Origin of the sequence: Paraburkholderia sp. RL17-337-BIB-A (assembly GCF_046025895.1) — a bacterium.
GTDB lineage: Bacteria > Pseudomonadota > Gammaproteobacteria > Burkholderiales > Burkholderiaceae > Paraburkholderia > Paraburkholderia fungorum_C.
Window position 1 is genome coordinate 1,290,143 of the sequence record NZ_JARESY010000002.1, and the last position, 13,650, is coordinate 1,303,792.

10 protein-coding genes and 2 pseudogenes are annotated in these 13,650 nt (G+C 63.3%); 6 read left to right on the forward strand and 6 right to left on the reverse strand.

Annotated elements, in window-relative coordinates:
- Nucleotides 1-708: a methyltransferase family protein gene (locus P0D84_RS26685; protein WP_408341653.1), complete on the forward strand. Its 708-nt coding sequence runs from the start codon at nt 1-3 to the stop codon at nt 706-708.
- A gap of 138 nt (nt 709-846) precedes the next feature.
- Here the strand turns inward: P0D84_RS26685 and P0D84_RS26690 are convergent, their stop codons facing one another.
- The 6 genes and pseudogenes from P0D84_RS26690 to P0D84_RS26715 form a co-directional block, all read right to left on the reverse strand.
- Nucleotides 847-2,043, reverse strand: coding sequence for an MFS transporter (locus P0D84_RS26690; protein ID WP_408341654.1), 1,197 nt, complete (start codon nt 2,041-2,043; stop codon nt 847-849).
- Nucleotides 2,040-2,810 carry a DeoR/GlpR family DNA-binding transcription regulator gene (locus P0D84_RS26695; RefSeq protein WP_408341655.1) on the reverse strand — a complete coding sequence of 257 codons (771 nt, stop codon included), beginning with the start codon at nt 2,808-2,810 and terminating at the stop codon, nt 2,040-2,042. Before P0D84_RS26695 ends, P0D84_RS26690 begins: the two co-directional genes overlap by 4 nt.
- A gap of 212 nt (nt 2,811-3,022) precedes the next feature.
- Nucleotides 3,023-3,472 (reverse strand): copper chaperone PCu(A)C, encoded by a 450-nt coding sequence (locus P0D84_RS26700; RefSeq protein WP_408341656.1) that lies wholly within the window; start codon nt 3,470-3,472, stop codon nt 3,023-3,025.
- A gap of 36 nt (nt 3,473-3,508) precedes the next feature.
- A pseudogene (locus P0D84_RS26705) lies at nt 3,509-5,098 on the reverse strand (PepSY-associated TM helix domain-containing protein).
- 229 nt (nt 5,099-5,327) lie between these two features.
- Complete coding sequence (locus P0D84_RS26710; protein ID WP_408341657.1) at nt 5,328-7,706, reverse strand: TonB-dependent receptor; 2,379 nt, start codon at nt 7,704-7,706, stop codon at nt 5,328-5,330.
- A gap of 83 nt (nt 7,707-7,789) precedes the next feature.
- Nucleotides 7,790-8,186: pseudogene (locus P0D84_RS26715) on the reverse strand (DUF2946 domain-containing protein).
- 672 nt (nt 8,187-8,858) lie between these two features.
- Here P0D84_RS26715 and P0D84_RS26720 point away from each other — a divergent pair.
- The 5 genes from P0D84_RS26720 to P0D84_RS26740 all read left to right on the forward strand — a co-directional run bounded on the left by P0D84_RS26720 (nt 8,859) and on the right by P0D84_RS26740 (nt 13,609).
- On the forward strand, nt 8,859-9,938 hold the full coding sequence (locus P0D84_RS26720) for a sugar ABC transporter substrate-binding protein (protein ID WP_408341658.1): 1,080 nt from the start codon (nt 8,859-8,861) through the stop codon (nt 9,936-9,938).
- Nucleotides 9,935-10,936: an ABC transporter permease gene (locus P0D84_RS26725; protein ID WP_408341659.1), complete on the forward strand. Its 1,002-nt coding sequence runs from the start codon at nt 9,935-9,937 to the stop codon at nt 10,934-10,936. The genes P0D84_RS26720 and P0D84_RS26725 overlap by 4 nt, the downstream gene beginning before the upstream one ends.
- Nucleotides 10,936-11,706 carry an ATP-binding cassette domain-containing protein gene (locus tag P0D84_RS26730; protein WP_408341660.1) on the forward strand — a complete coding sequence of 257 codons (771 nt, stop codon included), beginning with the start codon at nt 10,936-10,938 and terminating at the stop codon, nt 11,704-11,706. The genes P0D84_RS26725 and P0D84_RS26730 overlap by 1 nt, the downstream gene beginning before the upstream one ends.
- A gap of 33 nt (nt 11,707-11,739) precedes the next feature.
- Nucleotides 11,740-12,555 carry a DeoR/GlpR family DNA-binding transcription regulator gene (locus P0D84_RS26735; protein ID WP_408341661.1) on the forward strand — a complete coding sequence of 272 codons (816 nt, stop codon included), beginning with the start codon at nt 11,740-11,742 and terminating at the stop codon, nt 12,553-12,555.
- A 151-nt stretch (nt 12,556-12,706) separates the two neighbouring features.
- On the forward strand, nt 12,707-13,609 hold the full coding sequence (locus P0D84_RS26740) for a LysR family transcriptional regulator (protein ID WP_408341662.1): 903 nt from the start codon (nt 12,707-12,709) through the stop codon (nt 13,607-13,609).
- Nucleotides 13,610-13,650 lie beyond the last annotated feature (41 nt).

A 13,650-nucleotide genomic window follows, 5' to 3' on the forward strand; every position in this document is an offset into this window, starting at 1 on the left:
ATGACAACGACTAGACCACTGAGTGACCCCATCATGCCGGGTAACGCTGCGCAAACTGCCGCGGCGCCACACGCTGCCGGACAAGCCGCAGCAGGCTGGCGCGAGGCGCTGGTCGAAGTCTCGTCGCGCGTCGCGGCGGTACTGATGCTTAGCGTGTTCGCTTACGCCGCGGTGACGCAATGGCGCGCGGCGCCCACCCGGATCACGTTGCTGCTGCTCGTGGTGGCCGCGCTCGTGACAGTGGGCCTGTCGCTGGTCACGCGCGTGCCGGTCAGGCGCGACTGGCGGCCGTTGGCGTTCATCTGTGCAATGGGCGGTACTTACTATTTCCTCGCAATACGGCTCGCACCGGGTACGCACCTGATCCCTGAGACCGTTGGCGCGTGCCTGCAGGTCCTGGGGATTTTCTGGCAACTGTTCGCGAAGGCATCGCTGCGGCGCTCATTCGGCATCCTGCCGGCCAATCGCGGCGTCGTATCGCGCGGTGCGTACCGGTTCGTCCGTCACCCGATGTATCTCGGCTACTTCATCACGGACGTCGGCTTCCTGCTGACGAACTTCGGCTTGCAGAATGTGATCGTGTACGCTTGCCAGTTCGCGCTGCAGGTCGCGCGCATCGTGCGCGAGGAGCAACTGCTGTCGGACGACGAACGCTATCGCACGTACAAGGGAAAGGTGCACTACCGGGTGATTCCCGGCGTGTTCTGAGCGGGGACCCACAATGGTTTGCAGCACCTGAGCGACGGCGCGCAAGCGCATTCGCTCACGTGCGCTGAGCTGGCCGCAGCGCTCGCAAGCCGGGCCTTTTCCAGGCAAGGCTCGCGTTGCGCACCGCTGTGCCGCTCGTCAGGCAGACAGGGTGTTCTGCGCAAGGCTCGCATTGCGCACCGCCTTACCCCCGGTCAAACAAACAATCAACGTCGCCACGACGAGCACACCCAACGCCAGGCGCAGCCCGAACAAGCCCGCGCCGAATCCAATCAACGGCGGCCCGACCAGAAAGCCCGCATACCCCGCCGTGGCCGCCATCGAGACGCCGACCGCAGGCGTGACGGTCGAGCGTCCCGCCGCGCTGAAAATAACCGGCACGATATTCGCCAGACCGACGCCGACCATAGCGAAGCCCACGCAAGCCGTGAACACGCTCGGCAGACTCAGCACCAGCGCGAGCCCGGCCGCCGCCAGAAGTCCGCCGAAGCCGATCACCTTGCTCGACCCGAAGCGGCGCACGGAGACATCGCCGACGATCCGGCAAGCCGCCATCGACAATGCAAACGCGGAATAACCGACCGCGGCGACGCTGGCTTCTTCGCTCAAGGTGGCGCGTAAATACACCGCGCTCCAGTCGGCCACCGCGCCTTCCACCAGCATGCAAAGGAACGCCAGCAGCGCAAGTTTCATCACCGCGGCATTAGGCAACGCAAAGCCGCTGGAGGGCGCGGCCGCGCGCGGACCGAGGTCGCGCAACGCAAGCACCGCGGCGGCGACGATGAGGATGGCGATGACCACGCCCGGCAGCGCGAGACCGCCAATCACGCCGACGCCGCCTTTCTCGATCATCGCGCCCGTCGCCGCGCCGAGCAGGCCGCCGGCACTCCACGCCGCGTGAAACGACGACATGATCGGCGACTTCCATTGCGTTTCGATCGTGCTGGCGTGGCCGTTCATGGAGACGTCGAGCGCGCCGTTCGCAGCGCCGAGCACGAGGAGCACGATACACAGCGTTGCCAGGTTCGGTGCGAACGCGGGGAGCGGCAGCGCCACGACAAACGCCGCGCCGAGCAGCGCGGTGGCCCGGCCGCTGCCGAAGCGCGGCGCCAACTGTCCCGCCAGCGGCATCGCCACGATGGCGCCCAGCGCAAAGGCGAACAACGCGATGCCCAACGAGGCGTCGCTGAGCGCCAGGCTTTCCTTGATGCGCGGCACTTCGACTGCCCAGGCGCCGATCCCGAAGCCGTTGGCGAGGAACACGCCGAGCGTGGCCACACGTTCCTTGAGCGGCTTGGTGACCGGCTGAACAAACGGCTTGGCGAATGATTTCATGAGCGCGCCACCATCACGTTGTCGCAGACTGTCTGGAGGAGGGCACGCCGCTCGGCCGTCACGTCCGCTTCGACAAACAGATAGTCGACGGCGGATGCCGGCGCCAACGAAAACGGAGCAGCCGTCATCAGCTTTTCCGACGTCATGGCAATGGCCACCTGGCTGCTTGCCTTGACCATCGCCCGTTTGAGTTCGGCCTCTTCGGCGTCGAACGCGGCGACGCCTTCGTCAGGATCGAACGCGCACGCGCCCAGGAAACAAAGGTCGGCCTTGATCTGCTGAACCTGCAGCAAGGCGGTCGCGCCGGTCGAGCCGGCTGCGTGCCGGACGATGCGCCCGCCGATGAGAATGATGTCGAACCCCGGCCGGTTCAGGAGGCGTGCGCAAGCCTCCGGCGAGTTCGTCACGACGGTGAGATCCGCGTTGTCCGGAAGCGCCGCGGCGATGGCGGCGTTGGTCGAACCGGTGTCCAGCAGAACGATCTGCTTCGGCCGGACGATGGAGGCAGCGGCAACGGCGAGACAGGCCTTGCGGTCTACCGCTTCGCGCAGGCGGACAGCCGCGCTCTCGCCGGAGGGCGAGATCAGCAGGGCGCCGCCGTAGACGCGCTTGCAATGACCCTGCTCGGCCAGTTCGCGCAAATGGCGGCGGACCGTGTGTTCGGAGGTCTGGAATTCAGCCGCGAGTTCGGACGCGAGGACGCGGCCCTGCGCCCGCAGCCGTTCCAGAATCAGCTGCTCCCGTTCCTCGGGCAGAAGCCCCTCCATTGCATCCTGTCGCGTTCGTTGCATGACTTGACCTCGCTCGATTGCAAAACAAAACGATCACAATCGAGCAAAATTTATCGTAAACGAGCAGGTAGTGCAAGGATTGGCCGAACCGCACGAATCAAAGCTCACAGCGCAGATTGCCCGCATCCGGTTGTCCGCGCTCGCGCCCGACCCGACGGCCTCGCAGCCGTTCGGTGGCGCCGGGAGCATTACGGAGCCATCGTGCCCGCGCTTTTCACCGTGCAAGCGGCGGTGACTTTCTCGCCGTCGCTGAACGAGAACGTCAGCGGGATCGTCGTGCCGATTTTGAGCGGCTGCTTCGGATGCTCCAGCATCACGTGATAGTTACCCGGTCCAAACACGAGCGAGCCGTGCGCGGGCACCGCCACCTGGTCGACCATCACCATCGATGAGGTGCTGCCCTGGCTTTGCGTTTGATGCAGCATGGCCATGCCGAACGCGTCGGAGCCGACGCCAACGAGATTGACCGGTTGGTCGCCGCTATTGCTTGCCTTGAAATAGCCGCCCGATGGCAGATCGCCCGGCAAGGCGCGAATCCAGCAGTCCGAAACGCTCGCGGTTGCCGCGGCACCCGCGAAGGCCTGCATCGAGGAACCGCACAGTAAGGCGGCGAGTAGAAGTTTGCGTGGTGTCGTCATGATGTGCTCCTTGGTTTTGACAGCGGGAATGAAGCTTCAGGCAGCTTGCCGCGTGGCGCGGTCGAAAATCGTGCGATCGGCGAGCCACACCGCGAGCAGCGTGGCGCCCATCAATGGGAAGACGATGCCGAGCAGAACGAGACCGGCTTTCCAGCCGCGCATCGGCGGCGCGGCGCGCTCGCGCGACGGTGCGCCGAGCGCGCGCTGCGGGCGTCGCTTCCACCACATCACGCAGCCGGTCACGGCCATGCCCGCCAGACCGAGCGAAATCGCGGCGCAGAGAATCTGATTGGCGAGGCCGAAATAGCGGCCCATATGCAACGACGTACCGTACGACACGGCCTTCGACACCGCGCCGTAGTCGCCGTAACGGATATCTTTCAGCACCGCGCCGCTGTATTGGTCGATGTACAGCGTGCGCTAGTCTTTCGGGTCGGCTGGGAAGTACGAGACGGTGTAGACACCTGTGGCGGAGGCCGGAAGCACGATGTCGTAACTGTTCGGGACACCGAGCGATGCGACCAGGCTGACGATGCGTCCGAGCGGCAGCGCTTGCGCCGCATGTGTATCGCCGGATGCCGGCACCGGCGTATTGCCGACGGCCCATGGCGTGAGCGGCAACGGCAGGTCGTCCATCACCATGCCGGGCATCGAGTCCATGTTCGCTGCGTGCGCGCTGTGCTCGGCGTGCTCATCGCCGGTTGCGTGCGCTGGGCGTTCATCGTGCGATGCGCCGACGCCGACGCCGACGCCGACGCCGACGCCGACGCCGACGCCGACGCCGTGCGCTGATTGCGTCTCGGCACTTGTAGCCACCGTGTCCGCATGGTCACCGGTGCGCATACCTGGCAGTGCGGAGCGCAACGGCAAGCCGCCCCACGATCCCGGCGGCGCACCAAGATTGGCGGCGGTCGCGAGCGCCTTGAACTGCTTACCCCATGAACCCGACCACGGCAGACCGCTCAGCACGAACGCGAGCGCGCCGAGTGCGAGCCAGATGCCCATCACGGCGTGAAGGTTCTTCCACAGCGCGCGTCCTTGTAGCGAGAAACGTGGCACGAGCGCCGCGCGTGCCGTGGTTTCCCCGCGCGGCCACCAGAGTGCGACGCCGGTGCCGATCATCACCAGGGTCCAGCACGCGGCCAGCTCCATCAGCAGCTCGCCGGGTTTGCCGAGCAGCAGCTTGCGGTGAAGCATGCGGTCCACCTGCATGAAGCGGCGCTCGACGCTCAGCGTGCCCAATACTTCACCGCTGTACGGGTTCAGATAGACGCTGTGCTTTTCGCCGTTGGCGAGACGGAAGATGAACTCGGTGCTGCGATCCGGGGCGTTCGCGATGGGCGCGGTCACTGCGCGTGCATTGGCGGGCATCGCCGCGCGGGCTTTCGCGAGTAATGCATCTTCGGTCAGCCTGGGCGAAGCTTGCGGATCGACGATCAAGCGATGCGGATAAAGCAGCGGCTCGATTTGCGGCTGGAAGCAATACACAGTGCCGGTAATCGCAAGCACGACCAGAAACGGCATCACAAAGAGACCTGCATAAAAGTGCCAGCGCCAGAGCGTCCGGTAGCCGGCGCTCGCCGTGCCGATTGCCGTGGTCGCGCGTTGAGCGGTGGTGGTGGACATTCATTCTCCTGAAGCAATGAGTAGGTCGATCGGTTTGCGCAGCGATGCATAGGTGGGTTTGCAACTCGCTAGTGTCTCGAGGACGAGGCGAGTGCTAAACGAGTACCAAGCACGCACAAGGCAGGCACCGGGCAGGCATTGGGCAGGCATTAGGCAAGCACACGGCAAGCACAAGCCAAGCGCAAGGCAAACACAGGGCAAGCGCAAACCGCGTACACAACCCGCGTGTTCACATGCGCAGCTTCGCTTCGACATAGAACGTGCGGCCCGGATACGGGTGATAGACGAAGTAACGCGCATCGAACAGGTTGTCCACGCCAATGCCGACTTCACTCAGCCTGGTCGGCTTGAACGTGAACTTCGCGTCCGCCACCGTGTACGAACTGGTGCCGCCGAATACATCGGGATTCGTATCGGTATTGGTGAGCGTGTTGTATTGGCGGCCGGAGTAGCGCGCGGCGAGCGTCACCGCCGCGCGTTCGTCGATGTGATACGTCGCGGCAAGATTGGCGCGCCACAGCGGAATCCGGTAGAAGTACTTGCCGACAGTCGCCGGGTTCTGCGCATTCGCGATGATCCTGGACTGCGTGTATGCCACGCTCGCCAGCAGATCCAGGCCGCGCACGAAAACATCCTGTCCCGAGTAGCTCGTTTCGACGCCACGCGAGCGCACCTTGCCGATGTTCTGGAAGTTCGTCACATTCGGAATCACGGTCGTATCGGTCTGACTGAAGATCGTGTTCTTCACGTCGTCCTGAAACAGCGAGAAGCGGAACACGCCGTTCCAGTGCGCCCATTCGGCGGTGAGCTCTTTGGAGAGATCGTCTTCGGGCTTCAGGTTCGGATTGTTGTTGATGATCGACGAGCCGTTGATTTGCCCCTGGAACATCTCACCCACGGTCGGAAACCGATAGGCGCGGCCAATGGATGCGCGCAAGCTCAAATCGTCGGTGACATCGAACGACAGTGAGGCTTTCGGCGAGAAGTGATGCTGATTCACGTCGCTGTATGGCATGGCTGTGCCGGGCAGCGACTGCGAACCGCTATAGGCTTGCCAGTCTTCATACCGTACGCCATAGACCAACTTCCAGCGCGGCAGGAAACGCCATGCATCCTGCGCGTACAACGCCTGGGTCTGCGTCTTGCCGGCGAATGCATTGGCAAACGAGGTGGCCGCGCCGTCACGCCAGTTCAGCGTGTTGTAACTCTCGTTGTCGAGGAAGTAGTTGTCATAGTGATAGCCGAAGCTCAGCGCATGGTTCGTCCATCCCGCTTGCGGCGTCACGGGGGTGTACGTGGTGCGCAGATCGAGCGTTTTCCAGCCGGTGCCGTCGCCGAAAATCACCGTGCCGGCACCGTTGCCCGGCGCACCTGAATTCGCGGTGCGCGCCACGCTATTGCCGATGTCGTAGTACGAAGCGATGGCTTCGCCGTTCCAGCCGGTGGCGTTGCGGGTCTTCAGCGTGAGCCCGTAGAGCCAGTTCTCGCTGTGGCCGAGACTCGGGGCAAGGGCGGCCGCCGGAATCGTGTACTCGTAGCCGCCGATCGCGACCTTGCCGCTGTATACGGGGTTGCCGTTCGCGTCGCGCAGGAAGCTCGACGTCTCGCTGTTATAGGTCTGGTGCCAGTAGCCCAGTGTGAAGGCAGCCTGCAGTGTCGGCGTGAAGTCGTACTGCATCTTCAGCTTGAACTGGTCCTGCACCGTATGCTCGATCCCTTCGCCGTTCACGCCGAGCACCGCGGTCGGCGTATTGGTCTGGTTGTTGTAGAAGTACGCGCCGGTAACCGGCGTGTCGCCGGCTTTCGCGGGCGTGCTGGACCTGGCGAGCGTGGCGAATTGCAGAGGCTGGCTCGTGTTCTCCAGGTGATTCACGCCGAGAAAATACGAGAACTTCCCGATCCGGTCGCCAAGCGACGCGCTCGCTTCGCTGCCGTTGAAATTCTGATTCACACCGAACAGGCTGAAGTGCTGGGTGAAGGCTTTGACGTCGGCGTCGGCTTCGAATTTCGTCGGCATGCGCGTGCTGATGAGGACCGTGGCGCCCAGTGAATTGCCTGGATAGAGCGCGGAAAACGGTCCGTAGATCACGTCGACCTGCTGGATTTCGTCGGGGAACACCATCGACCAGCGTGGTGGAAACGCGTAGCTGTTGCCGAGCAGATTGCTGAGCAGCAGACCGTCCGCGTAGACGAGGCCGCGGGCACTCTGCGTGTTGCTGGTGCCGCGCACGGCGATGATCGAATTCAGATCGCCGATAAAGCGCTTGCGCACGGCGAGGTTCGGCATGTACTTCAACACGTCTTCGGTGTTGACGACGTTCCAGTTGTCGAACTGTTCGCGCGTCACGGTTTCGACCGAGGCCGGCAGGTTGGGGTCGACGGGGTGGCGGCCGATGACGGCATTGGCGGTGACGCTGACAGCGGGCAGCGTGGCATCGGCGGGCGCGCTATCCGCGTGGGCCGGGGCTGCAATGAAGGCCGGCGCGAACGCAGGAACCAGCGCGGGCCAATACGACGGAAAATTCGACTGCGACGGCCGGCCGGTGGCAATGCGCCGGGCGCGACGGCGGGCGCAAAAGGGCAACCTTCGCAGGGCGAAGTTGAACATGAACGTTTCCTTGATGCATTGAACAGGCGATCGCGCGCCCCCTCAACGGGTGCGACGAGATGCGCGATCAGGAACAACAGCGATCAGGAAACGGCGGGCGGGTCTCTTGGGCGTCCCGACGGGAACGCGCCGAGCGGCGTGAAGCGGGTGGAGAGGGCGGGCGGCGCGGTGCCGGCCAGCGCGAGTGCGGCCGGCGGTTCGGCAGTCGCGACGCTTGGCATGGCGACGTGATGTTGGAGCAGGTGGCAGTAGCCGCATGCGCCGAAAGCGTCGTCGTGGCTGAGATGGACGGGCGCCGGGCTGGGTCGGCTGGCTCACCAGGCTCTGGCTGGCCGGTTGCAGCGCCGAACAGAGCGCCGCGAAAGGCTCGTGCGCGCGGTTCGATACCAGCATCTGACTCACGATCGGCGCGAACACGACGAGCCACATGGCGATCAGGCCAAGCCATGCGGTCATGCGGTTGTGGGAGCGTTGAGTCATGGTGATGAGCGTAAAGACGCCGGCCATTCTAGCATTGCCTCGCGCTCTTTTCTCGTGTGATTCTGTTTATAGCGTCGGATGAGAAGCCTGAAACCGGCTTGTTTCCGGGCGCCCGTCACGGTAGAGCGTGTGAGGCAGGCGTGTGTGGAGCGTTTTCCCGTCGGTAGGCTACCGAACTCCGCGGCGCTAAAAGAATGATCTTGTAGCCCTCGTGACTCGCAACGAACAGGCCGACGATGGCGGGAAGCTGATGTGAGCCTGCTCAAGCCACGCAAGCCACGCAAGCCGACGCGAGCCGACGCGAGCCGACGCGAGCCGACGCGAGCCGACGCGAGCCGACGCGAGCCGACGCGAGCCGAATACCTTTGGATTCCTCACTTGACCCGCTGAACCCGCCATCGAATCGAATCAGCCCGCCATTGCATTGCGAAAAAAACCGCTAATTGGGATTACAAAAAGCTTCACTGCGGCACCGCAATTAACGAGTCCGACTAGTTAAGGGTATACATCGATTAGTAGGCAAAGTGCCGTGATATAGCATTTTCTGAGGGTCGTCATGTGTACGCGCGTGCTCGCGGGTTTCATGGGGTAGCGATACCCGCCTCCGGGGCTTTTCCGGTCTGCGCCGTCACGCACAGTGAAGTGTCTAATAACTGAGAGACGGAGACTAAGATGGCGCACGAAGGGGAAGACCAGGATGAAGTGCAGGGCATGCGCCGCGGCTTGCTCCAGGGCGCCGGCCTCGCCGCCGCGCTGGCGCTAATGGGCGGCGTGATCACGTCGGCCCAGGCGGCGGAAGCAGGTTCTTTTCCGGCGCACAAGCGCTGGAAGATCGTATTCGTCAACCATGTCACGACGAATCCGTTCTTCGTTCCCACGCAATACGGTATTCAGGACGCCACCGCTTTGCTGGGCATGGACTATCAATGGACCGGCTCGGCGAATGCCGACATCGCCGAAATGGTGAATGCGGTGAATGCCGCGATTGCCGGCAAGGCGGACGCCATCGCGGTACCGATCGTCGACCCGAAGGCGTTCGACAAACCGATCCAGGCCGCGCTCGACGCCGGCATTCCGGTGTTCGCCTATAACGCCGATGCGCCCTCGGGATCGACCAATCCGCGCCTCGCCTATATCGGCCAGGATCTGTACCTGTCCGGCTACCAGATGGGCGAACGCATCGCGAGCCTCGTCGACAGCGGCCTCGTCGCGCTCTTTATCGCCACGCCCGGCCAGCTCAACATACAGCCGCGGCTCGACGGCGCGGTTGCTGCAATCAAGAAATCGGGCAAGAAGATCGACGTGCAAACCATCGCGACCGGCGCGACTGTCAACGAAGAGCTATCGAAGATCAAATCGTTCTTTCTCGGCCACCAGGATCTCAAGGGCATGTTCGCGGTCGACGCGGGCAGCACCCAGGGCGTCGCGACGGTGATGAAGGAGTCCAACCTGCCTGCCAAGGGCGTGCATGGCGGCGGTTTCGATCTGTTGCCGCGCACGGTCGATCTGATTCATGAAGGCTTCCTCGACTTCACGATCGACCAGCAGCCGTACGTTCAGGGCTTCTATACCGTGGTCGAAGCGTTCATCTTTCTCGCCTCCGGCGGGCTCGTTGGACCGGGCAATATCAACACGGGCCTGAAGTTCGTCACCAAGGACTCGGTCGATCCGTATCTGACCACGTCGACGCGCTATGAGGGCAAGAGCACGAAGGCGCAGATCGTGCCGCGCACGGGTGCGATCAAAGGGTGACGTCTTCCGTGACGGACAGCGAGAAAGCCGCGCAACGCCCGAGGCGCTGGTCAGGCGCGCTCGGGCGTTCCAGCGAGATGCGCATCTTTGCGGTCGCGCTCATCCTCTGCATTTACTTCGAGACGGTCAATCGCGATTTCCTGCTGACCAGCGCGAGTCTGCAGAATCTCTCGCAGTTCATCGCGCCCGTGGCGATCATCGCCTTCGGCGAAATCATGCTGATGATCGGCGGCGAGATCGATCTTTCCGCGGGGATGGTCTTTGCGTTTGCGCCCTTCATCATGCATTTCGCCATCGAGGCAGGTTTGCCGGCATGGCTTGCGATGTTCACCGGCGTGATTGCGGCGGGCCTCGTCGGACTGATCAATGGCGCGGTGACGGTGTATCTGCGCATCCCCTCCTTCGTGACGACACTGGGTACGTTGTTCTTCGTGAACGGCCTGACGCTGACGATCTCACGCGGCACCCCGGTTTCGCCGCCGGAGGATTCGGTGTTTGCGGCGTTCATGGGCGGCTGGGGCTACAGCGAGATCATCTGGACGCTCGTCATTGCAGCCGTGATGCACGTACTGCTTCGCCATACCCGCTGGGGTTTGCATACGATCGCGTCGGGGGCGAATCCGCTTGGAGCTAGCGAAGCGGGCATCCAGGTCAGGCGCCTGAAACTCGGTAACTTCATTCTTGCCGCGTTCCTTGCCGGCCTGACCGGCATCCTGGAGGGTTTCCGTATCACCTCGATCGATCCGCAAGCGGGCGGCAACCAGATCATGTTTCTCGCGGTTGCCGCAGCCGTGATCGGCGGCACACCGCTGGCAGGCGGGTCCGGCACGATCATTGGCGGGTTGATCGGCGCGGCGGTGCTCGGCATTCTCAACGACGGCTTCACGCTGATCGGCATCAACGCCTTCACCTTCAACATGATTCTCGGCGCGGCCATTCTCGGGGCCATGATCTTCAACATCCACGTAGTTCGTCTCGCGCGCAAGGGAGAGTTGTGATGGCCGAGGTGGCGGACGCGCTGCGCGGCGAAGATATTGTCAAGCGTTTCGGCCCGGTGACCGCGCTCGATGGCGTGTCGCTGACGCTCAGGCAGGGCGAGATTCTCGGCGTGCTTGGCGACAATGGCGCGGGCAAGTCGACGCTGATCAAGATTCTCACCGGGTTCCATCAGCAGACCAGCGGCAAGCTTTTTGTCGGCGGCGAGGAGACGCTGCTTCGCTCCGTCGATCACGCCCGCTCGCTCGGCATTGAATGCGTCTACCAGGATCTGGCGCTGGCCAATTCGCTGAGCATTTATCACAACATGTTCCTGAACCGCGAAATCATCCGCCGGGGACCGTTCCGGTTGTTGAACAATCGCGCGATGCGTACTCGCGCCGCGGAGTGTCTCGAGGAAATCGGCGTGCACGTGCCTTCGGTGGACCTGCCGGTCGAGCAGCTCTCCGGCGGACAGCGGCAGGCTATCGCGGTTGCTCGCGCGGTCAATTCGAATGCGCGGATACTTCTGCTCGACGAACCGCTCGCTGCCATGGGCGCCCGTGAGGCCGCGCTGATCATCGACCTGATCCTTCGGCTCAAGGAGAAAGGTGGACTGTCTATCGTGATGATCATGCACAACTACGCCCAGACGCTCGACATCGCGGATCGTGTGATGCTGATGCAACGTGGACGGGTGACTTATCAGCGGGAGGCAGCCAGCACGTCGGTGGAGGAGTTGATGGAGATCGTGCGACGCGAATATCGGGCAATGCGGACGGCGCCGCATTGAGTGGCGGTAAAAATCCTATTACATGAGAGGTAATTGGCGAGCCGCACGCTCACGCCTGATCTTCGGCCATCCCGCCCACTGATTCCGGATCAACGGCGCGAATCGATGTTGCGTCAGTTGCGACGCCACAAAGTGTTGAGCGTCCATCAACTCACCGTCATGTTCGACTGCTCGCACATGACGGTGCGGCGCGATATTGCCGTGCTCGAACAGGCCGGGCTGGTCTATTCGGTGCCGGGCGGGGTACGGATTGCAAGCCAGTTGAACAGCGAGCCGAGTCACCAGTCGAAAGCGCTGATCGAGCAACCGCTGAAACAGGCGATAGCCGTGTGCGCGGCAGCGTTCCTGCGTGCTGGCATGACGGCGTATCTCGATGCGGGCACGACCACGCTCACGCTCGTGCCGCACATTCTTGCCTTGAGCGATATGACCGTCGTCACCAACGACTTTCCGATCGTGCAGGAGCTGGCCGAGGCGACCCATGTGAACGTGATCCATACTGGCGGCATGCTCGACCACGCGAATCGCTCGGGCGTGGGCGGTCTCGCGGCCGCTACGCTGCGCCACATCGCGGTCGACGTGGCGTTTATCTCCGCCAGTTCGTGGGATTTGCGGCGCGGTGTGACAACGCCGTCCGCCCCGAAAGTCGAAGTCAAACAGGCCGCCATGGCGGCTGCGACGCAAACGGTATTGCTCGCGACCAGTTCCAAATACGGCACGTTCGGCTTGTACAAGGTCGCCGGGCTCGAACAATTCGACCACGTGATCAGCGACGAAGGACTGACTGAAGCTGCCGCGGTGGGGATCCGTGAAGCCGGCGTCGATCTGACGGTCGCCAAGGGCGAGTGAGCGTGCGGCGCAGTTTTTTCCGCGCGCATGCAGTCCGCTCCTTAGAAAACGGAGCAGATTGCGTGAAGCGGGGGAAGGCTTTGCATGGATCAGTGCTTTTGCGTTTCGCGCAAGACGCGTCACAATTGGGGCTTCACCGTGAAGCGACCCCATGGAAAACCTCCTCAAGAAACTCGACCTCACCTCGCTGCGCCTGTTCGTCGCCGTCTGCCAGGAGCAGAACATCGCCCGCGCGGCGGAGCGCGAGTTCATCGCGTCTTCGGCGGTGAGCCGGCGCATTGCCGAGATCGAGGCCGTGATCGGCCTGCCTGTCATCCAGCGCCAGTCGCGCGGCATTACCGTGACGCCGGTCGGCGAGACCGTGCTGCGCTATGCGCTCGCGATCATCGGCAACATCGAGCAGATGAGCGCCGAGTTGTCGCGTTTTTCGTCCGGAGCGAAGGGGCGGGTGCGGGTGGTGGCGAATCTGTCGTCGATCGTGCAGTTTCTGCCGGAAGACTTGGCCGCATTCGGGCGCATGTTTCCGGAGGTGTCGATCGAGCTGGAAGAGGAGAACAGCACGGACGTGCTGCGTATCGTCGACGAACACGGCGCCGACTTCGGCATCTGCAACCCAGTCGCGGGCAGCGAAGCCTTCGAACAGGTGCCGTATCGGGAGGACCGGCTGGCGGTGCTGGTGCCCGGCGGTCATCGTCTTGCTGGTGTTCCTCGCGTGGCGTTCGAGGAGCTGCTCGACGAGAGCTTCGTCGGCCTGCGCAGCGAGAGCGCGCTGACGAAGCTGCTTGCGCAGCAGGCGGCCAGCGCGGGGCGGCAGCTTGATGTGAAGATTCGCGTCAGCAGCCTCGACGCGTTGTGCCGGATGGTTCACGCCGGGCTCGGCATCGCGATCGTGCCGGAACAGGTGGGACTGCTGTATGTGAATGCGCTCGACGTGCGGTTGCTGTCCCTGAGCGATATCTGGGCCGTGCGGCATCTCATCATGATCTTCAAGTCGCGCGATCAGCTAAGCGCGAGTACCGCGGCTTTGGTGGGCTTTCTAGGCAGCAAGCCCTAGCCTGAGACGCCTCGCATCATTCTCCGGGCGAGACGTCTGCG